At 73.1% G+C, this 21,973-nt stretch carries 23 protein-coding genes and 1 other RNA gene; 12 read left to right on the top strand and 12 right to left on the bottom strand.

All coding sequences use genetic code 11. The annotated features are described in order from the left end of the window. Positions 1-8 precede the first annotated feature (8 nt). Positions 9-416 (top strand): pilus assembly protein TadG-related protein, encoded by a 408-nt coding sequence (locus IG63_RS0113665; RefSeq protein WP_245604434.1) that lies wholly within the window; start codon positions 9-11, stop codon positions 414-416. 21 nt (positions 417-437) lie between these two features. Here IG63_RS0113665 and IG63_RS20790 read toward each other — a convergent pair whose 3' ends face one another. Both IG63_RS20790 and IG63_RS0113655 read right to left on the bottom strand, forming a co-directional pair. Further along, entirely contained in the window at positions 438-623 is a 186-nt protein-coding gene (locus tag IG63_RS20790; RefSeq protein ID WP_036195555.1) for a DUF1059 domain-containing protein, read from the bottom strand. 10 nt (positions 624-633) lie between these two features. Next, a complete protein-coding gene (locus IG63_RS0113655; protein WP_030484916.1) occupies positions 634-1,488 on the bottom strand; it encodes a histidine kinase dimerization/phospho-acceptor domain-containing protein in 855 nt (284 codons plus the stop codon). Positions 1,489-1,614: 126 nt separating this feature from the next. Here IG63_RS0113655 and IG63_RS20785 point away from each other — a divergent pair, with 126 nt between their 5' ends. The 4 genes from IG63_RS20785 to IG63_RS23305 all read left to right on the top strand — a co-directional run bounded on the left by IG63_RS20785 (position 1,615) and on the right by IG63_RS23305 (position 5,113). Continuing rightward, the gene (locus tag IG63_RS20785; protein ID WP_036195553.1) at positions 1,615-1,893 is read left to right on the top strand and encodes a hypothetical protein; all 279 of its coding nucleotides are present in this window, start codon (positions 1,615-1,617) and stop codon (positions 1,891-1,893) included. Positions 1,894-1,904: 11 nt separating this feature from the next. Continuing rightward, positions 1,905-3,023 (top strand): peptide chain release factor 2, encoded by a 1,119-nt coding sequence (prfB, locus tag IG63_RS0113645; protein WP_030484915.1) that lies wholly within the window; start codon positions 1,905-1,907, stop codon positions 3,021-3,023. Between the two features lie 9 nt (positions 3,024-3,032). Continuing rightward, the gene (locus IG63_RS0113640; protein WP_036195551.1) at positions 3,033-3,641 is read left to right on the top strand and encodes a GNAT family N-acetyltransferase; all 609 of its coding nucleotides are present in this window, start codon (positions 3,033-3,035) and stop codon (positions 3,639-3,641) included. A 92-nt stretch (positions 3,642-3,733) separates the two neighbouring features. Next, entirely contained in the window at positions 3,734-5,113 is a 1,380-nt protein-coding gene (locus IG63_RS23305; protein WP_030484913.1) for an OmpA family protein, read from the top strand. A 19-nt stretch (positions 5,114-5,132) separates the two neighbouring features. On the opposite strand, the gene IG63_RS0113630 is transcribed toward IG63_RS23305, so the two are convergent. The 4 genes from IG63_RS0113630 to IG63_RS0113615 form a co-directional block, all read right to left on the bottom strand. Continuing rightward, positions 5,133-5,711, bottom strand: a complete 579-nt coding sequence (locus IG63_RS0113630) for an antibiotic biosynthesis monooxygenase (protein WP_030484912.1) — start codon at positions 5,709-5,711, stop codon at positions 5,133-5,135. Further along, on the bottom strand, positions 5,708-6,739 hold the full coding sequence (locus IG63_RS0113625) for an NADP-dependent oxidoreductase (RefSeq protein ID WP_030484911.1): 1,032 nt from the start codon (positions 6,737-6,739) through the stop codon (positions 5,708-5,710). The genes IG63_RS0113630 and IG63_RS0113625 overlap by 4 nt, the downstream gene beginning before the upstream one ends. A 76-nt stretch (positions 6,740-6,815) precedes the next feature. Continuing rightward, positions 6,816-9,596 (bottom strand): S8 family serine peptidase, encoded by a 2,781-nt coding sequence (locus tag IG63_RS20780; protein ID WP_036195548.1) that lies wholly within the window; start codon positions 9,594-9,596, stop codon positions 6,816-6,818. Positions 9,597-9,695: 99 nt separating this feature from the next. Further along, the gene (locus tag IG63_RS0113615; protein WP_157210172.1) at positions 9,696-10,271 is read right to left on the bottom strand and encodes a hypothetical protein; all 576 of its coding nucleotides are present in this window, start codon (positions 10,269-10,271) and stop codon (positions 9,696-9,698) included. Positions 10,272-10,367: 96 nt separating this feature from the next. On the opposite strand from IG63_RS0113615, the gene ftsE reads away from it, so the two are divergent. The 6 genes from ftsE (at position 10,368) to ssrA (ending at position 15,080) form a co-directional block, all read left to right on the top strand. Continuing rightward, positions 10,368-11,054 (top strand): cell division ATP-binding protein FtsE, encoded by a 687-nt coding sequence (gene ftsE, locus IG63_RS0113610; RefSeq protein ID WP_030484909.1) that lies wholly within the window; start codon positions 10,368-10,370, stop codon positions 11,052-11,054. A 10-nt stretch (positions 11,055-11,064) separates the two neighbouring features. Further along, positions 11,065-11,982, top strand: coding sequence for a permease-like cell division protein FtsX (gene ftsX / locus IG63_RS0113605; RefSeq protein ID WP_030484908.1), 918 nt, complete (start codon positions 11,065-11,067; stop codon positions 11,980-11,982). Positions 11,983-11,987: 5 nt separating this feature from the next. Further along, complete coding sequence (locus tag IG63_RS21595) at positions 11,988-13,229, top strand: peptidoglycan DD-metalloendopeptidase family protein (protein WP_051706781.1); 1,242 nt, start codon at positions 11,988-11,990, stop codon at positions 13,227-13,229. Positions 13,230-13,262: 33 nt separating this feature from the next. Continuing rightward, positions 13,263-13,739, top strand: coding sequence for an SsrA-binding protein SmpB (gene smpB, locus IG63_RS0113595; protein ID WP_030484906.1), 477 nt, complete (start codon positions 13,263-13,265; stop codon positions 13,737-13,739). A gap of 92 nt (positions 13,740-13,831) precedes the next feature. Next, positions 13,832-14,656 carry an amidohydrolase family protein gene (locus IG63_RS0113590; RefSeq protein ID WP_211249325.1) on the top strand — a complete coding sequence of 275 codons (825 nt, stop codon included), beginning with the start codon at positions 13,832-13,834 and terminating at the stop codon, positions 14,654-14,656. A gap of 54 nt (positions 14,657-14,710) precedes the next feature. Continuing rightward, positions 14,711-15,080: a transfer-messenger RNA gene (ssrA, locus tag IG63_RS22210) on the top strand. A gap of 74 nt (positions 15,081-15,154) precedes the next feature. Here ssrA and IG63_RS0113585 read toward each other — a convergent pair. The 5 genes from IG63_RS0113585 to IG63_RS0113565 all read right to left on the bottom strand — a co-directional run bounded on the left by IG63_RS0113585 (position 15,155) and on the right by IG63_RS0113565 (position 20,257). Beyond that, positions 15,155-15,886 carry a mycothiol-dependent nitroreductase Rv2466c family protein gene (locus IG63_RS0113585; protein WP_030484904.1) on the bottom strand — a complete coding sequence of 244 codons (732 nt, stop codon included), beginning with the start codon at positions 15,884-15,886 and terminating at the stop codon, positions 15,155-15,157. A 40-nt stretch (positions 15,887-15,926) separates the two neighbouring features. Then, positions 15,927-16,595 carry a methionine ABC transporter permease gene (locus IG63_RS0113580; RefSeq protein WP_030484903.1) on the bottom strand — a complete coding sequence of 223 codons (669 nt, stop codon included), beginning with the start codon at positions 16,593-16,595 and terminating at the stop codon, positions 15,927-15,929. Then, entirely contained in the window at positions 16,595-17,620 is a 1,026-nt protein-coding gene (locus IG63_RS0113575) for a methionine ABC transporter ATP-binding protein (RefSeq protein WP_030484902.1), read from the bottom strand. Before IG63_RS0113575 ends, IG63_RS0113580 begins: the two co-directional genes overlap by 1 nt. Positions 17,621-17,622: 2 nt before the next feature. Then, complete coding sequence (locus IG63_RS0113570) at positions 17,623-18,564, bottom strand: MetQ/NlpA family ABC transporter substrate-binding protein (RefSeq protein ID WP_030484901.1); 942 nt, start codon at positions 18,562-18,564, stop codon at positions 17,623-17,625. Between the two features lie 268 nt (positions 18,565-18,832). Beyond that, positions 18,833-20,257: an alpha/beta hydrolase gene (locus IG63_RS0113565; protein WP_051706779.1), complete on the bottom strand. Its 1,425-nt coding sequence runs from the start codon at positions 20,255-20,257 to the stop codon at positions 18,833-18,835. A gap of 162 nt (positions 20,258-20,419) precedes the next feature. Here IG63_RS0113565 and IG63_RS0113560 point away from each other — a divergent pair, with 162 nt between their 5' ends. Next, on the top strand, positions 20,420-21,007 hold the full coding sequence (locus tag IG63_RS0113560; RefSeq protein ID WP_030484899.1) for a PepSY domain-containing protein: 588 nt from the start codon (positions 20,420-20,422) through the stop codon (positions 21,005-21,007). A 15-nt stretch (positions 21,008-21,022) separates the two neighbouring features. On the opposite strand, the gene IG63_RS0113555 is transcribed toward IG63_RS0113560, so the two are convergent. Next, positions 21,023-21,892 carry a LysR family transcriptional regulator gene (locus IG63_RS0113555; protein ID WP_030484898.1) on the bottom strand — a complete coding sequence of 290 codons (870 nt, stop codon included), beginning with the start codon at positions 21,890-21,892 and terminating at the stop codon, positions 21,023-21,025. Positions 21,893-21,973: the final 81 nt, after the last annotated feature.

The raw sequence follows: 21,973 nt of genomic DNA, 5'->3' as shown, positions 1-21,973 counted from the left end.
GCGGGTCGGTGACGCCGCTGATCATCGGCTTCATGCTCGTGGTGGCGATGCTCGTGGCGGTCGTGGTCGACGCCTCGGCGGCCTACCTTCGACGTCAGTCGCTGCACGCCACGGCCGACGCCGCGGCGTTGGCCGCGACGGAGGCGTTGGAGGGCGAGCGGGTCTACACCGAGGGGCTCGGGCGCACGGCCGAGCTCGACCCGGTCGCGGCGCGGGGGCACGTGGCGGCGTACGTCGCGAGGAGCGGTGCGCAGCAGCGCTGGCCGGGGCTGGATTGGCGCGTGCGCACGGCGGGCGACACGGTGGTGGTCCGCCTGACCGCCCCCCTGGACCTGCCGTTGCAGGTGCCGGGTGTGGGGGACGGGTGGCGGATCAGCGGTGAGGCTGCGTCGGTCGTCGTGGTCGACGACCGCTGAGCCCCAGGACCTGCGGGTCCGTCAGGCGGCGAGGGCGACGACGATCGCGCCGTCGACGGCCGCGAAGACCTCGGGAGTGATCTCGGTGATGCCGTGGTCGGCGGCGGCGTGCGAGGCCACCGAGGCGAGCAGGGCGTTCTTGTCGGTGTTCTCGAAGCTGCTGGCGCAGCCGGGCATGACGTCGCCGCAGGCGAGACGGAAGATCACGATGTACTCCTCAGGGGTTGGTGGTGGGTGAGAGTGGAAGTCGGAGCCAGAAGTGGCCATGGCGGTCGTCCTGCTCGAGGCCGAGCGTGCCGCCGAGCGCCACGGTGAGCGCGCGGGCGAGGTAGAGGCCGATGCTGACGCCGGTGCCGTCGTCGTTGGCGTCGAAGGGCTCGAAGAGGGCCTGCAGCACGTGCGGCTCGATCGGGTCGGCGGTGCGCGCGATGCGCAGCTCGAGCCAGGCGCCGTGGTGCGTCGCCGCGAGGTGGCACGAGGCCGGCGCGGGCGGGAGCTGGGCGGCGTCCCACAGGTCGTGCACCGCGCGGGCGGCGAGCTCGGGGTCGGTGACCAGGGCGTGGTCGAGGTCGGCAGTGGCGTGGACCGCGACCCCGGCCAGCGTCGCGATCTCCCGCAGGCTGGTGGCCCGCGGGGTGGGCTCGAGCCGGCCGAGGGAGGCGGCGGCGAGGTACTGCACGTCGGCGACGCGGGCGGCCACGTCGCCGAGGGCTGACTCGAGCTTCTCGGCGGTCGACTCCAGCATCGAGGGCGGCAGGTCGCCGTCGGCGAGCATCGAGGCCCAGCCGCGGGCGACGGCCAGCGGCGTGCGCAGCTCGTGGGCGAAGCCGGCCAGGAAGCGGTCGCGCTGGCGGGCGACGTCGGCCTCCGGCCGGTTGGTCAGCGCCGCGGTGCCGGCGTCGGTGAAGGCGCGCACCCAGCGGCGCAGCAGCACCTGCTCCACGCCGCTGCGCACCGCGACCTCGGGGAGTGGGGTGCCCGACATGACGTCCAGCACGGCGGCCACGCGCGCGTCGGTGGGCGCGGCGGGCTGCGAGGACACCAGCCCCAGCCGGGGCCCCGAGGAGGTCATGGACACGGGAAGAACGGTAAGGAGACGATCCGACGGGTTCGCGCGGTTTGGGGCATTTTAGCGCGCAAGGTCTAGACCAGCAGGTGTGAACGACGTCGTTCGAACACCTGTGCGATCATCGTCTCCATGCGAGGTGGGTACGGCGCGGGCGAGCACGGCACCCTGGCCGAGCGCGTCGCCGCCACCCAGCGGCGTGCGACCGAGCCCGCGCCGGCGCCGGTCACCCCGGCCCGCCACTGCCTCGTCGACGGCGAGCCGAGCCTGCTGGTCGAGTGGACCCGCACCGACCGGGGCTGGGAGGGCCGGGTCGTCTCGGTGATGTGGCTCGACGCCGTCGGCTGGGCGACGGTGGAGCGATGGCTGCCTGCGGCGGCCATCCGGCCGGTCACCCAGCCGGTCACGTAGCCTTGCCGGTTGTGGCGGCCACCGACTTCGACTCCGAGATCAAGCAGCTCCAGGCGACGATGAAGACGATCGGAGCCGTGCTCGGCCTCGACGAGCTGCGCCGCGAGATCGACGACCTCGGCGAGCAGGTCGCCGCGCCCGACCTGTGGGACGACCAGGCCAACGCCCAGCGGGTCACCGGCCGGCTCAGCGCGCTGCAGGGCACCGTCGAGCGCTTCGAGTCGCTGGAGTCGCGCATCGACGACCTCGAGGTGCTGGTGCAGCTCGGGCGCGAGGAGGGCGACGCCGACTCGATGGCCGAGGCCGAGACCGAGCTCGCCCGGCTGCACAAGTCGGTCGAGCAGCTCGAGGTCCGCACCCTGCTCTCCGGGGAGTACGACGTCCGCGAGGCGCTCGTGACCATCCGCGCGGGCGCCGGCGGCGTCGACGCCGCCGACTTCGCCGAGATGCTGATGCGGATGTACACCCGCTGGGCCGAGCGCAACAAGTACGGCGTCGAGGTCTTCGACACCTCCTACGCCGAGGAGGCGGGCCTGAAGAGCGCCACCTTCGCGATCCACGCGCCCTACGCCTACGGCACGCTCTCGGTCGAGGCCGGCACCCACCGGCTGGTGCGGATCAGCCCCTTCGACAACCAGGGACGCCGCCAGACCAGCTTCGCCGCCGTCGAGGTGGTGCCGGTGCTCGAGCAGACCGACGAGATCGACGTGCCCGACGAGGAGATCCGCGTCGACGTCTACCGCTCGAGCGGCCCCGGCGGTCAGAGCGTCAACACCACCGACTCCGCGGTGCGCCTCACGCACATCCCCACCGGCACGGTCGTCTCCTGCCAGAACGAGAAGAGCCAGCTGCAGAACAAGGCGAGCGCGATGGTGATCCTCAAGGCCAAGCTGCTCGCGCTCAAGAAGGCCGAGGAGCGCGCCCACCTCGACTCGCTGCGCGGTGACGTGCAGGCCAGCTGGGGCGACCAGATGCGCAGCTACGTGCTCAACCCCTACCAGATGGTCAAGGACCTGCGCACCGAGTTCGAGGTCGGCAACCCGCAGGCGGTCTTCGACGGCGACATCGACGGCTTCCTCGAGGCCGGCATCCGCTGGCGCCGCGGCGCCGAGGCTGCCGACCAGAACTAGGCGTACGCCGTGGCGCTCGAGGTCGTGCCGGCCCACCGGGCTGCGTGGGAGGACCTCGTGCAGGTCTTCGGCACCCGCGGCGCGGGTCAGCGCTGCTGGTGCCAGCGCTACAAGCTCTTCCCGCGCGAGTCCTTCGGCGGCTTCCCGGCCGAGGAGCGCGCCGAGCGGATGCGCGAGCAGGCGGGCTGCGAGGTCCCCGGCTCCACGGAGACCTCCGGGCTCGTGGCGTACGACGACGGCACGCCCGTCGGCTGGGCGGCCGTCGAGCCACGACCCCGCTTCCACGGCCTGGTGCGCAACCAGAAGGTGCCCTGGGCCGGCCGCGACGAGGACCGTGCCGACGAGTCGGTCTGGGCGATCACCTGCCTCTTCGTCCGGGCTGGCCACCGCCGGCGGGGCGTCAGTCGGGAGCTCGCGCACGCCGCTGTGGCCCACGCCCGCGAGCGCGGTGCCCGCGCCGTCGAGGCCTACCCGATGACCACGACGCGGGCGATCGACGAGGAGCTGCACGTGGGTCTCCTCGAGGTCTACCTCGAGGCGGGTCTCCGCGAGGTCTCGCGGCCGACGCCGCGGCGGGCCGTGGTGCGGCTCGACCTGCGCGACGACGGGACGCCCTAGCCCGTCCCGCACATTCGCTCAGGACGGTGATCAGCCGGCCGATGAGCACGCCGGCGCCCCGACCGGGACGCTGCCCCCTGTCCAGGAGCATCATGACCCTCCGCCTCTCCCGCGCCGCCGGTCTCGCACTCGCCGGCGCGCTGGCCCTGACGCCCCTGTCGGTGACGTCGGCCCAGGCCTCGCCCCCACCGGCGCCGCAGACCTCTGAGCCCGACACGTCGTGGTTCAAGGATCCGCTGACCAAGAAGCAACGTCGCGCACTCGTCGCGGTGCCCTCACGGCCCCACCTCGTGCCCGGCAGCCCGAGGGTGCGCGCCACCCAGGCGCTGTACACCTCGCGCGACGGCAGCCTCGCGGTCCCGGCACGTCGCGCCGTCGGCCACGACCTGGTCGTGGGCCAGGCGCTGACCTTCACCGGCTCCGCGCTCTTCGCCCAGGGGAGCCCACGACTGACCCCGACGGCGCGCGCGCTCGTCGCGCGGCTGCAGGGCAGCCTCGAGGGACTCTCGCGGGTGCGCTGCGAGGGGTACACCGACTACGGCCGCGCCCGGCTCGGCCACCACAAGAGGCTGAGCGCCGCTCGGGCCCAGAGCCTCTGCGACGCACTGGCCGCGCAGCACCCCGGGCTGCGCACGAGCGTCAAGGGCTACGGGCTGGGCCGTCCGGCACAGCTGGGCGCGCGGGCCAAGGACCGGGCGGCCAACCGTCGGGTGGTGCTGGTCGCCCAGCGCGCGGCGGTCCCGACCCCGACCCCGACGCCGACCCCGACGCCGACACCCACGCCGACCCCCACGCCGACACCCACGCCGACCCCCACCCCGACCCCGACACCCACCCCGCTGACCGCACCCGGTGCCCCCGGGGCCCCGAGCGCCCATCTCGAGAGCGGCGACGTCACGTCCTCGTGGAGTGCACCCGCCACCGACGGCGGCAGCGCGGTGACCGGCTACGAGTACTCCCTCGACGCCGGCCAGACCTGGGTCGCCTACGCCTCGTTCGTCGACACCGCCGGTGTCCTCACGGGCACGTTCGCCGCCGCCGACCTGCCGTGCGTCGACGGGTCACAGGACCTGCTGGTGCGCGCGGTCAACGCGCAGGGTGCCGGTGCGGCGTCCACGGCGACCGACGTCTCCGACCTCTGCCCGGCCCCGGTGACGGGTCCCTCGGCCCCTCGGGACCTCGCGTCGATGTACTGGCACGCCTTCCACTGGCACGGCGGATCGTGGCGGGTGCCGGTGACCGACGGCGGCAGCGCGATCACCGGCTACCAGTTCGCGCTCGACGGGACCTCAGCGTGGACCGACCACGAGACGGCCACCGCGGACGACACGGTGATGCCCATCGGCTGGACGTTCGAAGCGTGCGACGGTGCCTCCTTCATGGAGACCGTGCAGGTGCGCTGGCGCGCCGTCAACGCCGTCGGGCCGGGTGAGGCCAGCGACCCGGTGGACGTCGTCTGCGACAACATGTAGCAGGCGTCCTCACGGTGCCTCAGCGCCGCAGCCACCACTCGAAGCGCCTGGTCATCCAGGGCAGCAGGCCGTAGACCATGACCGGGGTCGCGGCCAGGGTGGTGGCTGCGGTGCGCAGCACCAGCTCGAGGTCGGGGCCGGTGCCGTGCACCAGCAGGCCGTAGAGCACGCCGAGCAGCAGGCTGAGCGGGAAGAAGGCCAGCCAGATGACGGTGCCCTGCTTCCACCGCGGCGGTCCGGGCGCCGGGGGCCGCAGGTCCTCCACGTCGTACGACGCGGGCTCGTCGAACCAGCCCTCAATGCCGGTACGCCGCTCGAGCCGGGTCTCGCCGACCAGTCCCTGCGACGACGCCAGCCACCACGCCCGCTGCGAGGAGGACTCCCAGGCGTCGAGCGACTCCTGGTCGGCGAAGCGGTAGAGCATGTGCCACTCCTCGGAGTCCGCCGCGGGGCGGACCCAGCCGACGCCGAGGAAGCCCTCGAAGCGCTCGGCCAGCGAGGCGCCCGCGCGCAGCCACGCGACCATCTGCGCCGCGTGGTCGGGCGCGACGGTGCGCACGACCGAGACGGTGACCGGCCCGCTCGCCGTGGCCGTCACGACGTCGGGTCCTCCGAGACGCGCACCACCAGCTTGCCGAAGTTGCGGCCGGTGAGCAGGCCGCGGAAGGCCTCGGGAGCCGACTCCAGGCCGTCGACCACGTCCTCGCGGTAGCGCACCGTGCCGTCGGCGAGCCAGCCCGACATCTCGCGCACGAAGTCGCGCCCGTGGCTGGCCGTGAACTCGTCCTGGATGAAGCCGCGCACGGTCAGGCTCCGGCGCAGCACCAGGCCCAGGAAGCCGGGCAGGCGGTCGGGGCCCTCGGGTGCCTCGGTGGCGTTGTAGCCCGAGACCAGGCCGCAGACGGGGATGCGGGCGAAGGTGTTGACGTGGCGCAGCACCTGGCGGGTCACCTCGCCGCCGACGTTCTCGAAGTAGACGTCGACGCCGTCGGGCACGGCGCCCGCCAGCTCGTCGGCGAAGTCGGGGGAGCGGTGGTCGAGCGCGACGTCGAAGCCGAAGTCGTCGAGCAGGGCCTGGCGCTTCTCCGGGCCGCCCGCGATGCCGACGGCGCGGGCGCCGCGGGCGCGCGCGATCTGGCCGACCGCGGAGCCGACCGGTCCGGTCGCGGCGGCGACCACGACGGTCTCCCCGGGCTGCGGCCGGCCGATCTCGAGCAGGCCGGCGTACGCCGTGAAGCCGGGCATGCCCATGACGCCGAGGGCGGTGGAGATCGGCGCGCGCTCGGGGTCGAGCCGCCGCAGGCCGGTGCCGTCGCTGATCGCGCGGGTCTGCCAGCCGGAGTACGACAGCGCCACGTCGCCGGGGGCCCACTCGGGGTGGCGCGACTCCTCGACGACGCACACGGTGCCGCCGACCATCACGTCGCCGATCCCGACGGGGGCGGCGTACGACGGGGCGTCGCTCATCCGGCCGCGCATGTAGGGGTCGAGGGAGAGGTAGACGACCCGGAGGAGCAGCTGGCCCTCCACGAGGGCGGGCAGCTCGACGCGGCGCACCTCGTAGGTGTCGTCGGGGGGCTCGCCGACGGGCCGCCTGGCCAGGGTGATCTGGGTGGTGTCGCTCATCCTTCGAGTCTCCCGCAGCGCCGACCCCTCCCTCCAGCCGGGCGGCGCTGCGGGCGATCCCGTGTGACCCAGGGAACTAGCCGAAGACCGCGGTCTCGGCGTCGACCAGCCCGTGGCCGTCGAGCGGGGTCCAGCCGCGCCCGAGGTCGTTGCGCATCACGCCGTAGACCTTCCGGCCGTCGGTGCGCACGCCCTCGAAGGCCATCCCGATCGGCACCGGCAGGTCCTGCGGGTAGAAGACCGCGCCGCCGAGCTCGTCGGCGCCGTTGCCCTCCTCCGCGCCACTGAAGCCGGAGACGGCCAGGTCGCGGTCGATCCCGAAGCGCACCTGCTCGCCCTTGCGCAGCCCGCCGTCGAAGCGCAGCGTCATCCGCCGGAACTGCCCGTCGCCCGCCGCGCGGGAGTACGACGCGCTCACCTCCGTGGCGCGCACCCCGCCGGCGACGCCGCCGACGGTGAAGGGGAAGCCGCCCTCGCGCCAGGTCCCGGGCTCCGTGGGGAGCGGACGCGGGTCGAAGACGAGGCCGTCGGAGAGCAGGCCCCGCTCGCCGGGCGCGGTCGGGCTGGCGGTCTCGCCGTAGAGCGTCAGCGAGCGCAGCGGCACGCCGCCGGAGTAGTCGAGGGTGAAGAACTCGTCGTCGACCATCGACAGCGGAGCGCTGGGCCGCAGCTCGTAGCCCTGCCCGCCCGACGCGCTCAGCTCGATCCCGCCCGACCGGCCCGACGACTCGTTCGGGTCGAGGTCGTGCAGGAAGGCGGTGCGCTCGAGCCGCTTGCGCAGCTGCGCCGGCGAGAGCCGCTGGCCGCCGCCGGCGCGGTCGAGCACGAGCGCGGCGATGGCGGCCGCGTGCGGGGCGGCGGCGCTGGTGCCGAAGAAGTTGGGCTGGTCGTCGTCGTCGCGGGCGTTGTCGATGCCGAAGAAGGTGTTGTTGCCCCCGTCGGTGGCCGCCACCTGCGGCACGCGGCGTACCTCGGTGCGGCGCAGGCGCTCGCCCTGGGAGTCGAACATGACCGGCAGGTCGCCCCCGGGCGAGGTGATGAAGTTGGTGCCGAAGGGCCGGAAGGCGTCGTACGCCGCCACGGCGGTGGAGCCGCGGGCGTAGGCGTGGCCGATCGTGGCGGGTGCCATCGGGTCGACGTGCTCGGTCATGGCGGCGTCGCCGAAGATCAGGTGGCGCATCCGGGTGGCGGTGAGCGGCCCGGTGCCCGAGCGGGAGACCACGACCTGCACCTGGCCCTCGCCCTCGACGAAGCTGAGCTCCTGCGGCCGGCCCGTCAGCTCGTTGTCGTCGGAGAGCGAGAAGAGGTAGTCGCCGGCCCGGTCGAAGAAGAGCAGGTTGAGGTCGGTGCCGACGTCGGAGGGCTCCGCGACCGGGGCCACCGTGAGCGAGAAGGGCCCGCTCGCGCCGTAGCTGTACTCGAAGACGTAGACGGTGTAGGTGCCCGCCTCCGCGAAGCTGGTCGCCAGCGTCTCCGGCGAGGTCGCCTGGTCGACCGTGGCGACCTCCTCGCCGTCCTCGTCGTACACCGCGAGGACCAGGTCGGCGGCTCCGGAGGGCAGCGAGTCGGCGCGGATCACGACGGGCTCGCCGACGCGGTCGGGCGTGACCTCCAGCTGGTACTCCGCGAAGGGCTCCTCCTCGCTGGTCTCGCCCTGCACGTCGAGCCAGGGCTCGCCCAGGGTGGGTCCGTCGAGGTCGACCGGGTCGTCCCACTGCAGGTTGAACCACGAGCCGCTGGGCCCGAGGTCGAGGTCCTGGGCGACGTCGGTGCCGGCGCTCTGGTCGAGGTCGACCAGGCCGCCGTCGTAGAGCTCGGGCGGCACCTGCGAGAGGTCGACCGAGCGTGCCGCGCGCGGGCCCACGAGGCGCAGCCGCCCGTCCCACGCGGCCTGCTCGCCCTGGTTGCCGATCGCGCTGAAGTAGTGCACGCCGTCGGCGGCGACGTCGTCGATGGCGTCGGTGAGCACGGAGTCGGAGAAGGCCGGCTCCTCGAAGTAGACGATGTCGTCGACCAGCACGTCGGCGCCGCAGTCGTCGTCGGGGTCGGCGAGTCGACGCACGTTGTCGGCGAAGCCCAGCAGACCCGTGTACGCCGTCGCGAAGCACAGCCGGGCGCCCGGGGCCACGTCGTGGGCGATCTGGAGCATCGCGCGGCCCTCGTCGACCACCGACTCGGGGTCCTCGTAGTCCTCGAGCACCACCACGTCGTCGGGTAGGTCGCCGCTGGTGACGTCGTCGGCGGCGCGCACGGTGAGCTCCTCACCGGTGACGGTGTAGGCGGCCTGGTCGTAGGAGTCGGAGAGCGCGCCGATGGTGATGCCGGAGCCGTCGATCCCGCGGCGCTGCACGCGGTCGGCGCGCTGCAGCCGCACGCCCTGGCTGGTCGCGTCGCCCCGCATCGCGGCCGGCGCGGTGGAGAGGTTGAGGGTGCCGGTCTCGGCCAGCCCGGCGAGGGTGGCGACGGTCTCGTCGGTGGCGAAGCCCTCGAGCGAGCCCTGGGCGTCGTCGGTGGCCGTGACGCGCAGCCCGGCGTCCTCGGCCAGCCCGCGGTACGCCGCGTGGTCGACGCCGTCGGCCGGGGTCGCGGTCACCCGCAGCCGGCCGCGGGCGTCACGCGCGGCGAGCTTCTCCGGCGCGAGCCGCACGCCGGCCGCGCTGGAGCCGCGCGGCGCGGCGACGTCCTCGCCCTTGCCGACGAGGTCCTGCAGCCCGAGTCCCAGTGACGGGCGGGTGGCCCCGGGGTCGGCGGCTGCCGGGTCGGGCTCGGCGGCTCCGGTCGGCGACTGCGTGGTCAGGGTGAGGCAGGTGGCGAGCACGGCGGCGCCGCTGAGTCCCGCGAGGGCACGACGGGGCATGGGGGTGTTCCTTCGAGCAGGCAGCGGGGGATCCGAGAGGGTCCTGACGCTAGGCGCTCCGCGGCGGCTGCGGGTCGTTTCCGCCGAAGAGCCGCGGTCTCAGCCGGCGGTGTCGAGGACGTCCGCGACCTGGGCGCACCACGCGTCGGCGCGCGGGGCGAGGCCCTCGGCGGGCCCGGCGAGCTCGCAGGTCAGCCAGGTGTCGTCGAAGAGCCCGGCGCGCCGGTCGCGCACGCGGTCGTCCCCGAGCCGGCACACCTGGTGCACCGAGGGACGACCGAAGGCGTCGTCGACCTCGGCGTCGCACCCCTCCCGGTCGGCCGCCTGCTCGGTGGTGCGCGTCGCCAGCCGCTCGCCGACGGGCCGCGCGAAGATCCAGGCGCGGGCCACCGTGCCGCCCGCACGCCAGGTGCACCCGGACTCCTGCACGTCGAGGTCGGAGGCGCGGCGGGCCGAGCGCTGCGGGGCGTCGTCCAGCGCGGCGGCCACGGACTCCTCGGGCACCAGCTCGCAGAAGTCGATGCGCGGCAGCGCCATCTCGGCGGGGTCGAGCTCCGTCACGCTCTCGGGGGGCGGGTCCGGCGCCGGCTCCTCGGCCGTGCCCGAGCAGCCGGCAGCGAGCGCGGCGACCAGCAGCGCCGGCACGACACGGCGACGGGCCGAGGAAAGCGACATGCAGGGCACCGTACGGATCAGGACCTACTCTGGCCAGCGGTCGGACCCTTCCCCCGCGAGACCCTTCCCCGTCCCCGTCTCCGGCCACCCCATGCCGTGATCAGATTCGAGAGCGTCACCGCGATCTACCCGGGCCACACCGCCCGCGCGCTGGACGACGTCGACGTCCTCGTCGACGAGGGCGAGTTCGTCTTCCTCGTCGGCGAGTCGGGCTCGGGCAAGAGCACCTTCCTGCGGCTGGTCCTGCGCGAGATGAAGGCCGCGCGAGGCAAGGTCTACGTCGCCGGCAAGGACGTCGGACGGCTGCGCTGGGGCGTGCCGAAGCACCGCCGCCGCGTGGGCACGGTCTTCCAGGACTTCCGCCTGCTGCCGACCAAGACGGTGGCGCAGAACGTCGCCTTCGCGCTCCAGGTGATCGGCAAGCCGCGGGCGCAGATCCAGCAGCTGGTGCCCGAGACCCTCGAGCTGGTCGGGCTCTCCGGCATGGGCCAGCGGCTGCCCGACGAGCTCTCCGGTGGCGAGCAGCAGCGCGTCGCCATCGCCCGGGCCTTCGTCAACCGGCCGCAGATCCTCATCGCCGACGAGCCCACCGGCAACCTCGACCCCCACACCAGCGACGAGATCATGGGTCTCCTCGACCGGATCAACCGCACCGGCACGACCGTGCTGATGGCGACGCACGACGTCGGGGTGGTCGACCAGATGCGCAAGCGCGTGGTCGAGCTCGACGGTGGCCGCGTGGTCCGCGACCAGCTGCGCGGCGTCTACGGCCACAGCTACTAGAGGAGCTCCCGTGCACCTGCGCTACGTCTTCTCCGAGACCCGCACCGGCCTGCGCCGCAACGTCTCGATGTCGATCGCCCTGATCGTGACCATCTTCGTCTCCCTGACCCTCGTCGGGATGGGGCTGCTGCTGAACTCCCAGGCCGACAAGGCCGAGCGCTTCTGGGGCGACAAGCTCCAGATCACCGTCTTCATGTGCAACGCCAACAGCCAGGTCGACACCTGCGAGGGCGAGGTCACGGCGGCGCAGAAGGCCACGATCGAGTCCACCATCGCCGCGAGTCCCGAGGTCGACTCCTTCTACTTCCAGGGCAAGGAGCGCGCCTTCGAGACCTGGAAGGAGGTCTACCTCTCCCAGGACAGCGAGCAGCAGGAGATCTACTCCACCGTCACGGCCGACGACATGCAGGAGTCGTACTGGATCAAGCTCAAGGACCCCGAGCAGTTCCAGGGCATCAAGGCCGCGCTCGGCGAGGAGCAGGGCGTGGCCGCCGTGCGCGACCTGCGCGAGGTCCTCAAGCCCATCTACTTCTGGATGACGGCGATGAAGTGGGGCGCCATCGCGGTGGCCGGCTTCCTGCTGATCGCCGCGATCATGCAGGTCGGCAACACCATCCGGATGGCGGCGTACGCCCGGCGCAAGGAGATCGGCATCATGCGGCTGGTCGGCGCCTCCCGGCTCTATATCTCATTGCCCTTCCTGATCGAGACGCTGGTCGCCGCCACCATCGGCGTGGCGCTCGCGGCCGCCGCGATGCTCACCTTCATGTACGTCGTGATCTACGGCATGCTGCGGCCCACCTCGACCATCGTGGAGTGGGTCGACTGGCAGGACTCCTTCCTGGCCATCGGCGGCGTGGCGGCGCTCGGCCTGGCGCTCACGCTGCTGCCCACCCTGCTCATGACACGCAAGTACCTGAAGGTCTGAGGCCTGTGCGACCACGCTCCCGGACCTCCCGCTCGCTCGCCGCGGCGGCGACGCTCGCGCTGACCTGCGCCCTCGTGGCGCCCGCTGCCGGTGCCGACGACCTGCGCGACCGCGACAAGCGGGCCAAGAGCCAGGTGCGCGACGCCCAGGGGGCGCTGCAGGAGTCGAGCCGGCGGGTCAGCAAGGCGCAGGCCCGGCTGGCGGCCGCGCGCGAGCAGCTCGCCGGTGCCCAGCAGCGCCTCGGCGAGGCGCGGGGCGCGCTCGGCCGCGCCCAGGCGCACGACGCGGCCATGGCCGAGCGGCTGGTCGAGGCCGAGGCCGAGCTGGAGCAGGCCCGCACCGAGCTCGAGCGCGCCAAGGCCAAGGTGCGCTCCCAGCGCGGCGACATCGGCCGCCTCGCGGCGTCGATGTACGCCAACGGCGACCCGCAGCTGGTCGGGCTCTCGATCATGCTCGACTCGCAGGACCCCGCCGAGGCGACCACGCAGCTCAACACCGCCAACGCGCTGATGGACCGCCACACCGTGGTGCTGGCCGAGCTCAGCGAGGCCCGTGCCGAGATGGTGCGCCAGGAGCGCCGCGTCGAGACGGCGACCGAGCGCGTCGCCGACGAGCGCGCCGCCGCCGCCGAGCGGCTCGCCACCACCGCGACCCTCGAGGCCGAGGCCACCGAGGTCGCGACCGAGGTCCGGACACTGGTGGGGGAGCGGCGCTCCGCCCGGGCGAGCGCCGTCCGCATCAAGGCGGCCGACCGGCGGGCGCTGGCGGCGGCGGAGGCGCAGGCCGCCGCGATCCGCAAGCTGATCCTCGAGCGTGCGGCCAAGCAGCGGGGCGGCTTCCGGGGCGACAGCGGCGGCTTCCTCGGGCGCCCCGTGCCGGGCGGCATCACCTCGCCCTACGGCTACCGCACCCACCCGATCTACGGCTACTGGGGGCTGCACGACGGCACCGACTTCCGCGCCCCCTGCGGCACCGCCAACGTCGCGGTGGGCGCCGGCACGGTGATCTCGCAGCAGTGGAGCGACGTCTACGGCAACCGGCTCTACCTCGACGTCGGGCAGGTCAACGGCAAGAACCTCACGGTGGTCTACAACCACCTCTCCGGGTACGCCGTCAGCAGCGGCGCGCGGGTCAGCCGCGGCCAGACCCTCGGCTACTCCGGCAACACCGGCTGGTCGACCGCCTGCCACCTGCACTTCTCGGTGCTCGAGAACGGCAGCCCCGTCGACCCGATGAAGTACCTCTGAGGCCGGTGCACGGCCCTCTGGGATGATGGGCAGATGCCCAAGGAGCAGGGACGCAAGCTGGTCGCGCAGAACCGCAAGGCGCGCTACGACTACCACATCGACGACACCTTCGAGGCCGGCCTGGTCCTCCAGGGCACCGAGGTGAAGTCGCTGCGCGCCGGCCGGGCCACGCTCGTCGACGGCTTCGCCGAGATCGACGGCGGCGAGGCATTCCTGCACGGCGTGCACATCCCGGAGTACACCGAGGGGACCTGGACCAACCACGAGCCGCGACGGGTGCGCAAGCTGCTGCTGCACCGCGCCGAGATCGACAAGCTCGAGAGCCGGGTCAACGAGCGTGGCTACACGCTGGTGCCCACCGCGCTGTACTTCAAGGACGGCAGGGCCAAGGTCGAGCTCGCGCTCGCCCGCGGCAAGAAGTCGCACGACAAGCGCCACGCCATCGCCGCCCGCCAGGCCGACCGGGAGAAGCAGGAGGCGCTCGGCCGCCGCATGAAGGGCATGTCCTGACCGCGGAGCCCGGGGGCCTGCTGCCGGCCGACGAGCCCGGCGTCGAGGACCTCTGGCGCGCGCTCGGTCTCCCCGGGATCGTCGACGCCCACGTGCACTTCCTGCCGCCGCAGCTTCAGGAGCGGGTGTGGGCGGTCTTCGACCAGGCCGGCCCCAAGATCGGCCGCGAGTGGCCGATCCGCTACCGCTACCCCCACGAGCAGCGTGTCGAGCAGCTGCGCTCCTTCGGCGTGCGGGCCTTCCCGACGCTGCCCTACGCCCACCGGCCCGGCATCGCCGCGTGGCTCAACGCATGGTCGCGCGACTTCGCCGCCGAGGTGCCCGAGTGCCTGGCCTCGGCGACCTTCTACCCCGAGCCCGGTGCGGCGGCGTACGTGAGCGAGGCGGTGGCGGCCGGTGTCCAGGTCTTCAAGGTGCACGCGCAGGTGGGGGAGTTCGCGCTCGACGACCCGCTGCTCGACGAGGTGTGGGGGCTGGTCTCCGACGCCGGCGTGCCGGTCGTGACCCACGTGGGCTCCGGGCCGGTCGGCAACGCCTTCACCGGCCCCGACCACCTGGCCCGGCTGCTGCGTCGTCACCCGCGGGTGCCGGTCGTGGTCGCCCACATGGGGGCGCCGGAGTACGCCGAGTTCCTTGGCCTCGCCGAGCGCCACGCCGCCGTCAGGCTCGACACGACGATGGTCTTCACCGGCTTCTTCGACGTCGACGCGCCCTACCCCGACGGGCTGCTCGCCCGGCTGGCCGACCTGGGGGAGAAGGTGCTCTTCGGCAGCGACTTCCCGACCATCCCCTACCCCTACCGCGAGCAGGTCGAGGGCGTGGTGGGCCTGCGCGAGCGGCACCCCCGGCTCGACGACGCGTGGCTAAGCCGGGTGCTGTGGCACAACGGCGCCGAGCTGTGGGGTCTGTCGAGCTGAATCGGGAATGCTCCTGCCGGTCCGGGTCGTTACACTGGCCGAGACAACTCAAGAGGGGCTGATTGGTTTCGACTGGGGACGTTGGTCCCAGGAGAAGCGGGTCGAGAAGCCAGCGTCATCTCGTAAACGATCGCTGGAACCCATAAGTGCCGACTCCAATCGCACTGACTTCGAACTCGCTGCCTGAGCAGTGATCGGAGCGTCAGACCGGGCATCCGCCCTCGTCCCGGACCCTGACGTCATCTAGAGGGCTTGCTGACCACTCTCTGTCAGGAGGGGTGGTCGGGACTCAATCCTGACTGGGCCCGTCGGCGACCTGTTCGTGGGAGCGCCGGGGCCGAGAAAAGCGACATCACGAACTGCACCCGGAGAAGACCTGGCACGGCGCTCTAGGACGCGGGTTCGATTCCCGCCAGCTCCACCAGCCCTCACGACGCACGGGGAGGACCACGGCACCAGCTGCCGGGTCCTCCCCGTTCGTCGTTCCTCGCGTCGCGGCTACTTCTTCTGGCGGCGGCTGCCCCCGTGCCAGTCCTCCTGGGCACCCACCTCGCCCTGCGCGACGCCGAGGCCGCGCAGCTGGGGGAGCTCACGCAGGCTGCGCTTGAGCTCGGCAAAGCCGGGGAAGCCGGCCAGGCCGACGACGTGCTCCCACAGCCGGACGGCGTCCTGGGGCTCCGGCAGGCGCGAGATCACCGGGCCGAAGAAGGCGAGGCCGTCGGGCGGCCGCACGTGCAGGATCGGCGTGCCGACGTCCTTGCCGGTGAGCGCCAGCGCCTCGTCGGTCTCGGCCCGCAGCGCCGCGTCGCGGTCAGTGTCCTCGAGGGCGTCGACCAGGTCCGCTGGCAGGCCGACCTCCTCGAGTGCCGGGGCCAGGAAGTCGGCCGTCCCGCGGACGTCGGGCTCGCCGGCGGCGGGCCGCGGCAGCGGGTCGGACTCGAAGATCCGCGCACCCAGTGCGGCGTACAGCGGTCCCACGGCCTCGCGACCGTGCTCCTCGCGGACGCGGTGCAGCACCCGCAGCAGGCGCAGGCCCGCGGTGTGGCCGGCCTCGTACTCCGGCGGGAAGTGGCTGTCGTAGTCGACCTCGGCGTTGAGCAGGCGCAGCGAGATCAGCCGCCAGTCGACGGCGTAGTCGCGCTGGTCCTGCACCAGCCGCACCCACTGGCTGGTCATCCACGCGAAGGGGCACACGGGGTCGAGGTAGAAGTGCAGGTCGGCGTCGCTCACCCCGACCTCGTACCCGACCGGGGCGCTGCCGACTCCGGGGCTACCGGCGCAGCACGCGGCGAGCGAGGGTGTTGCCCGTCAGCTGCACCACCTGCACCAGCGCCACGATGATGAGCACCGCGGTCCAGGTGACGACCGTGTCGAACTGGCGGTAGCCGTACTGCAGCGCGAAGTTGCCCAGCCCCCCGCCGCCGATGACGCCGGCGATCGCCGACATGTCGACCAGGGCGACGAAGACGAAGGTGTAGCCGAGGATCAGCGGGCCGAGCGCCTCGGGGATGAGCACCGTCCGGATGATCCGCGGCCGGCTGGCCCCCACGGAGCGGGCCGCCTCGATCACGCCGGGGTCCACCGTCACGAGGTTCTGCTCCACGATCCTGCTGATGCCGAAGGCCGCCGCGAGGGTGAGCGCGAAGATGATCGCGCGGTTGCCGATCCCGATGCCCACGACCACGCGCGCCAGCGGCTGCACGGCGGCGATGAAGATGACGAAAGGGATCGGGCGGAAGAAGTTGACGAAGACGTTGAGCACCGCGTTGGCCACGCGACTCTCGTAGAGGCCGCCGCGCCGGGTCACGTAGAGCGCCAGGCCGAGCAGCAGGCCGAGGAGGCCGCCCAGCACCAGGGTGATCGCGACGATGTAGAGGGTCTCGTAGGTCGACTGCCACACCAGCGGCCAGAGCTGGGAGAGGTTGGTGTCGAGGTCCATCAGCCGAGCTCCTTGGTGGGCACGAGGTCCTGCACGTCCCGGATGGCCGCCTCGACGGCCGCGGGGGCGCCGTCCAGGGCCAGGGTGAGGTTGCCGAAGGTGTCGCCCTGCACCTCCTCGATGCCGCCGTAGACGAGCTCGAAGCGGACGTCGTGGCGCAGCAGCCGGCCGAAGACCTCCGACTGGCGTACGTCGTGCCCGCGGAAGGACAGCTTCACGAAGCGGCCGGGGTGCCGCTCCCGCAGAGCCGCGAGCGTCTCGGCGTCGGGCTCGTCGTCGACGATGGTGCCGACGAAGCGGCGGGTGACCGGGCGCTGCGGCTCGGAGAGCACGTCGAGCACGCGCCCCTCCTCGACCACGCGCCCGGCCTCCATCACCACGACGCGGTGGGCCAGCGAGCGCACCACCTCCATCTCGTGGGTGATGACCACGATGGTGATGCCCAGCTCGCGGTTGACGCGCCGCAGCAGCGCCAGGACCTCCTCGGTCGTCTCGGGGTCGAGCGCGCTGGTCGACTCGTCGGCCAGGAGCAGCGACGGCGAGGTCGCCAGGGCGCGGGCGATGCCGACCCGCTGCTTCTGTCCGCCGGAGAGCTGGTCGGGGTAGCTGTGGGCCTTGTCGGCCAGCCCCACGAAGTGCAGCAGGTCGGAGACGCGCTGGTGCTGCTCCTGGCGCGGGACGCCGGCGACCTCGAGGGGGTAGGCGATGTTGCCCCACGCCGTGCGCGAGCTGAACAGGTTGAACTGCTGGAAGATCATGCCGATCCCCAGCCGCACCTGCCGCAGCTCGCGCTCGCGCAGGGTCGTGATCTCCTGCCCGTCGACCCGCACGCTGCCCGACGTGGTGCTCTCGAGCGCGTTGATCAGGCGCACGAGGGTCGACTTGCCGGCCCCCGAGTAGCCGACGATGCCGACGATCTCGCCCGCCTCCACGGTGAGGTCGACACCGCGGACCGCCTCCACGGCCTGCCCGCCACGCACGGCCGGGAAGGTCTTGTAGACGTCGCGCAGCTCGAGCAGTGCCACGGCTACTGCCGCGACTCGGTGTCGGCCTGCACCTTGTCGAGCGCCTCCTGGAGCTCGGCCTGCGGCACCTTGACGAACTCCGCCGTGCCGCCGGAGACCTCGTCGACGCCGTCGAGCACGGCCTGGGTCTCCTGGTAGACCTCCACCAGCTTCTGCAGCGTCGGGTCGTCCTTGTCCTCGGCCTTCACGGCGAAGACGTTGACGTAGGGCAGCGCGTTGGGGTCCGAGGGGTCGTCGGTGGCGATCGCGTCGTCGAACTGCAGCCCCGCCTTCTCCACGAAGTCGTTGTTGATGATGGCGGCGGTGACGTCGGGCAGCGAGGTGGGCGTGAGGTCGGCCTTGATGGCCTTGACCTGCACCTTCGAGGCGCTCTCGTCGATGTCGGCGATCGTGGAGTAGATGCTGCCCCCGCCCTCGAGCGTGATCAGCCCGGCCGACTGCAGGATCAGCAGTCCGCGCGCCTGGTTGCTGTCGTCGTCGGGCACGACGACGGTGTCGCCCTGCTCGATCTCCTCGACCGAGTCGACCTTGCTGGAGTAGAGCGCGAGCGGGTAGATCGCGGTCGAGCCGAGCGGCACGAGGTCCTCGTCGTTGGCGACGTTGTACTCCGCGAGGTAGACCAGGTGCTGGAACTGGTTGACGTCGAGCTCGCCCTCGCTCAGCGCGGGGTTGGGCTGGGTGTAGTCGGCGAAGTCGGTCACCTGGAGGTCGATGCCCTCCTCGGCGGCGGCGTCGGTCAGGACCTGCCAGTAGGGGTCGCTCGCGCCCACGGTGCCGAGGGTCACCGTGGTGGTCTCCTGGCCGTCGGCGGCCGCGCCGCCGCTGTCACGGCCCAGGAACCAGACGGCGCCGGCGATGACGAGGGCGACGACGACGGCGACCGCGAGGACGACGGGCGTCCTGCTGCGCTCGGGAGGTGCGATCTGCGGGTGCTGCTCGGACATGGTGAGGCCTTTCGGGGTTCGCGAGGGTGAGCGCTGGGCGCGCGCGGTGCTTCCTGGTGTCGCGTCCGCAGGGACGCCGGGGCGGGTCCTGGCCTCAGCCAGGACCCGGCCGACACGCCACGCCCTTAAGGCGAGCATGTATATGCACAAACTCAGGAATCACCTGCACGACACTAGGCGCCCCAACGCCTCGGACTCCACTTCAGGTGCTCGCTGCGGCGTGTGTCCTTGCTCACCGCGGCCCCACCGTGGCGGCCGAGGTCGCTCCTCAGGGGGCGATGCCGATGCCGGGCACGCGGCTCCAGTGCCGCTCCTGGCGCTCGGTGAGGGCCGGCCAGCGGCGGCCGCCGGGGCGGGCCTCGACGCGACTGGCGTAGGAGCCGGGCCGGAAGGCCGGGTCGACGAAGCAGCCCGCGCCGTACGTCGCGTCGGCGCGCTCGCAGCCCCGGGCGACGGCGCGCGGCGTCGGCTTGCTCCCGCCGTCGGCCCAGCGGCCCAGCGCCCGCACCGCGGCGGCGTAGCCGGAGTCGCTGAGCGCGCTGTGCTCGCTCTCGCGCGTGAAGACCTGCACCAGCGACCGTGCGGTGCCGGCTGCCTCGCGGGTGGCCCGGTAGGCCGACTCGTGCTCGACGAAGGCGGTCGGGTCGTCGATCGCGTGCAGCGTCAGCGTGGGCAGGGTGGTCGCGCCGGTCAGGTCGCTGTCCCACGAGAGGTCACGCCGCGCGCTGCGGTCGGGGGAGAAGCGCTCCACGCCCCGGTTGAGTGCCCGGTCGTCGTGCGACCCGGAGTAGCGCACGCCCCGGTTGCCGAAGGGGTTCCGGCCGTCGAGCCGCTCGGTGACGATGTCGCGGAAGGTGAAGACCGAGAAGCGCAGGTGCGACTCCAGGGTGCGCTCGGGGACCCGGGTGACGGCCAGGATGTCGTCGAGGTTGCGCTGCTGCAGCGCCGTGCGGTCCGCGGGCTCGGAGGCGTAGCCGGTGCACTCCTGGAGCCGGCTGCGCAGGCCGGCGCTGGTCAGCGTGGAGCCGGCACGCAGGCCCTGCCACAGCGGGTACTGCGGCTCGGTGGGCCGGGGCAGGTTGCGGCAGTAGTACTGGTAGACCACGCGCAGGTCGACGCGGTAGTCGTAGCCGCGCGTGCCGCCGCCGAGCACCCCGTTGGTCAGCAGGACGCCGTCGTAGGCGCGCGGCCGGGTCTCGGCCAGCTTGGCGGCCACGTCGCCGCCCCACGACTGCCCGTGCAGCAGGGTGTGGTCCGGCCGGCCCACCTCGCGCACGAAGGTGCGGCGTACGGACTCGGTGTCGGCGGCGGCCATCCGTGCGCCGTAGCCCCCGCGCCGGTAGGTCGAGCCGGCCCAGGCGTAGCCCTCCCGGACCATCACCGACCAGCGGTCGAGGTCCTCGAGGCTGCGTGAGGCGTCGACCGGGTCCTCCAGGTCGGGCCCGCCGTGGGCGTGGACGACCAGGTCGCCGTTCCAGTCGTGCGGCACGGCGATGGCGTAGTTGGCGCCGGCGGCGTCGCGCCCGGTCAGGCAGTCCGCCAGGGCGGCCACCTGCTCGGGGCAGGCCGTGGGCGCCGGTGCGGCCGGTCCGGTCGCGGGGGCAGGGGTCGTCAGGCCGGCGAGCAGGCCGGCCGGTGCCAGCGCCAGGGCCAGGGCCGCGGCGGTGGTGCTGCGTGCGAGGGTGCGATGCATCCGTCCTCCAGGGGTGAGAGGCGCCGGAGCGCCCGAGATCTGTGGAGTACGTCACACCTCGACGGGGTGGCGCCAGGTTCTGTTCACAACGTTCACAGCCCTCCGGCGCGGCACTCGCGCCTTTCTCACATGACTCTCATCGCGCTGGGGCACCGTGGAGCCATGACGCGATCTCGAGCCCTGCTGGCCACCGCCGGCCTGTCCCTCTCCGCGCTCCTGCTGACCGCCTGCGGCGGCCTCAGCGACGAGGACCGCGAACGCGCCGAGGAGGCCGCGCTCGCGGCGGTCGGCGACGGGCGGGTCACCGAGGTCGACGAGGGTGACGACGACGAGACGGCGGCCTTCAACGTGGAGGTGGCGCTCGACAGCGGCCAGGACGTTGACGTCGAGCTCGACGAGGACTTCGAGGTGCTCAACCAGGGCGAGATCGACACCTTCCTCGCCGGCCAGTCCGGCAGCGGCGGCGCGGACGACGGCGGCGCCACCGAGTCGCCCGCGCCCGACGACGGGGTCGACGACGGCACCCAGGGCGACGTCGACGACGACACCCCGCTCGAGGGCCGGATCAAGCAGCAGGCCGAGCGGGCGGCGCTCGACGAGGTCGGCGAGGGCCGGGTGACCGAGTCGACCTACGCCGACCGCGACGAGGACCACGTCTACGCGGTCGAGGTCGAGACCGGCTCGCGCGACGACGACGACGTCACCGTGGAGCTCGACCGCGACTTCGGGGTCGTCCGCGTCGACCGCTGAGCGAGCGCCGTCGGCTCAGGTGTGCAGGGCCGCCACGAGCGCGCGCAGCGGCGCCCACTGCTCGCGTCCGCGCCGGGTGACGGCGTACGCCGTGAGCACGACACCGCGCCCCGGGAGCCGCAGCACCCGCACCTCGGGGCGCGTCGGTCGATCGAGCGGGAGCAGACCGACGCCGTGTCCGGCGACGACGAGGTCCTCGACGAGGTCGAGGCTGTCGATCGAGTGCCGGGTGCGGGGCGTGAAGCCGGCGAGGCGGCCGAGCGTGCGCAGCGCCTCCTCGTCGGCGGTGTTGCGCGAGTTGACGATCCAGGTGGCCTCGGCCCACCGGCCCAGGTCGTGAGCGTCGTCCGGGGCACCGGCCGCGGGCACGCCGAGGCCCCACGTCGTGCGCCACAGCGGCTCGGCCCGCAGCGTCGCCGGGAGCAGCGCCGGCGCGAGGTCGTAGTCGTAGGTCAGCGCGAGGTCGAGCGCGTCGTCCTCGAGCAGCGCGAAGGCCTCGCGGGGCTCGTACTCGTGCACCACCACGTCGAGGCCGGGGTGGGAGGACGCCAGGTCGGCGACGGCCGGCAGCAGCGCGCGCCGGATCGCGGTGGCGAAGCCACCGACCCGCACGGTGCCGCTCGGGTCGGCCGAAGGGTCGAGGTCGCGCCGGGCGGCGTCGACGGCCGCCAGGATGGTCACCGCATGGTCGGCGAGGCGCTGCCCGGCCGGCGTGAGCCGCACCCGGCGCCCGACGGGCTCCAGGAGCGGGGTGCCCGCCTCCCGTGCGAGCGCGGCCAGCTGCTGCGAGACCGCCGAGGTGGAGAGGCCGTGCTCGTCGGCCACGGCACGCATCGAGCCCAGGCGCGAGAGCTCGAGGAGCAGGTGGAGCCGGCGGGTGTCCATGGGACACATCGTCCTACATCCGTGGACGATGGGTGAAGCACATCCGCGTGGACGTGGACGATCGACGTGGGGTGCACTGGT

It is taken from the genome of Nocardioides aequoreus (assembly GCF_000720335.1).
Taxonomy (GTDB): domain Bacteria; phylum Actinomycetota; class Actinomycetes; order Propionibacteriales; family Nocardioidaceae; genus Marmoricola; species Marmoricola aequoreus.
Note: the sequence above shows the minus strand (reverse complement) of the source record. Positions and strands in the feature narration are given on the sequence as shown.

Bases quoted from the DNA above. Each gene is read 5' to 3' on its own strand.
- IG63_RS0113655 (WP_030484916.1), bottom strand. From the start codon at position 1,488: ATGACCTCCTCGGGGCCCCGGCTGGGGCTGGTGTCCTCGCAGCCCGCC.
- IG63_RS0113580 (WP_030484903.1), bottom strand. From the start codon at position 16,595: ATGGACCTCGACACCAACCTCTCCCAGCTCTGGCCGCTGGTGTGGCAG.
- IG63_RS0113625 (WP_030484911.1), bottom strand. From the start codon at position 6,739: ATGAGCGACACCACCCAGATCACCCTGGCCAGGCGGCCCGTCGGCGAG.
- IG63_RS0113570 (WP_030484901.1), bottom strand. From the start codon at position 18,564: ATGTCCGAGCAGCACCCGCAGATCGCACCTCCCGAGCGCAGCAGGACG.
- IG63_RS20780 (WP_036195548.1), bottom strand. From the start codon at position 9,596: ATGCCCCGTCGTGCCCTCGCGGGACTCAGCGGCGCCGCCGTGCTCGCC.
- IG63_RS0113560 (WP_030484899.1), top strand. From the start codon at position 20,420: ATGACGCGATCTCGAGCCCTGCTGGCCACCGCCGGCCTGTCCCTCTCC.
- IG63_RS0113615 (WP_157210172.1), bottom strand. From the start codon at position 10,271: ATGTCGCTTTCCTCGGCCCGTCGCCGTGTCGTGCCGGCGCTGCTGGTC.
- smpB (WP_030484906.1), top strand. From the start codon at position 13,263: ATGCCCAAGGAGCAGGGACGCAAGCTGGTCGCGCAGAACCGCAAGGCG.
- IG63_RS20785 (WP_036195553.1), top strand. From the start codon at position 1,615: ATGCGAGGTGGGTACGGCGCGGGCGAGCACGGCACCCTGGCCGAGCGC.
- IG63_RS23305 (WP_030484913.1), top strand. From the start codon at position 3,734: ATGACCCTCCGCCTCTCCCGCGCCGCCGGTCTCGCACTCGCCGGCGCG.
- IG63_RS0113565 (WP_051706779.1), bottom strand. From the start codon at position 20,257: ATGCATCGCACCCTCGCACGCAGCACCACCGCCGCGGCCCTGGCCCTG.
- IG63_RS0113555 (WP_030484898.1), bottom strand. From the start codon at position 21,892: ATGGACACCCGCCGGCTCCACCTGCTCCTCGAGCTCTCGCGCCTGGGC.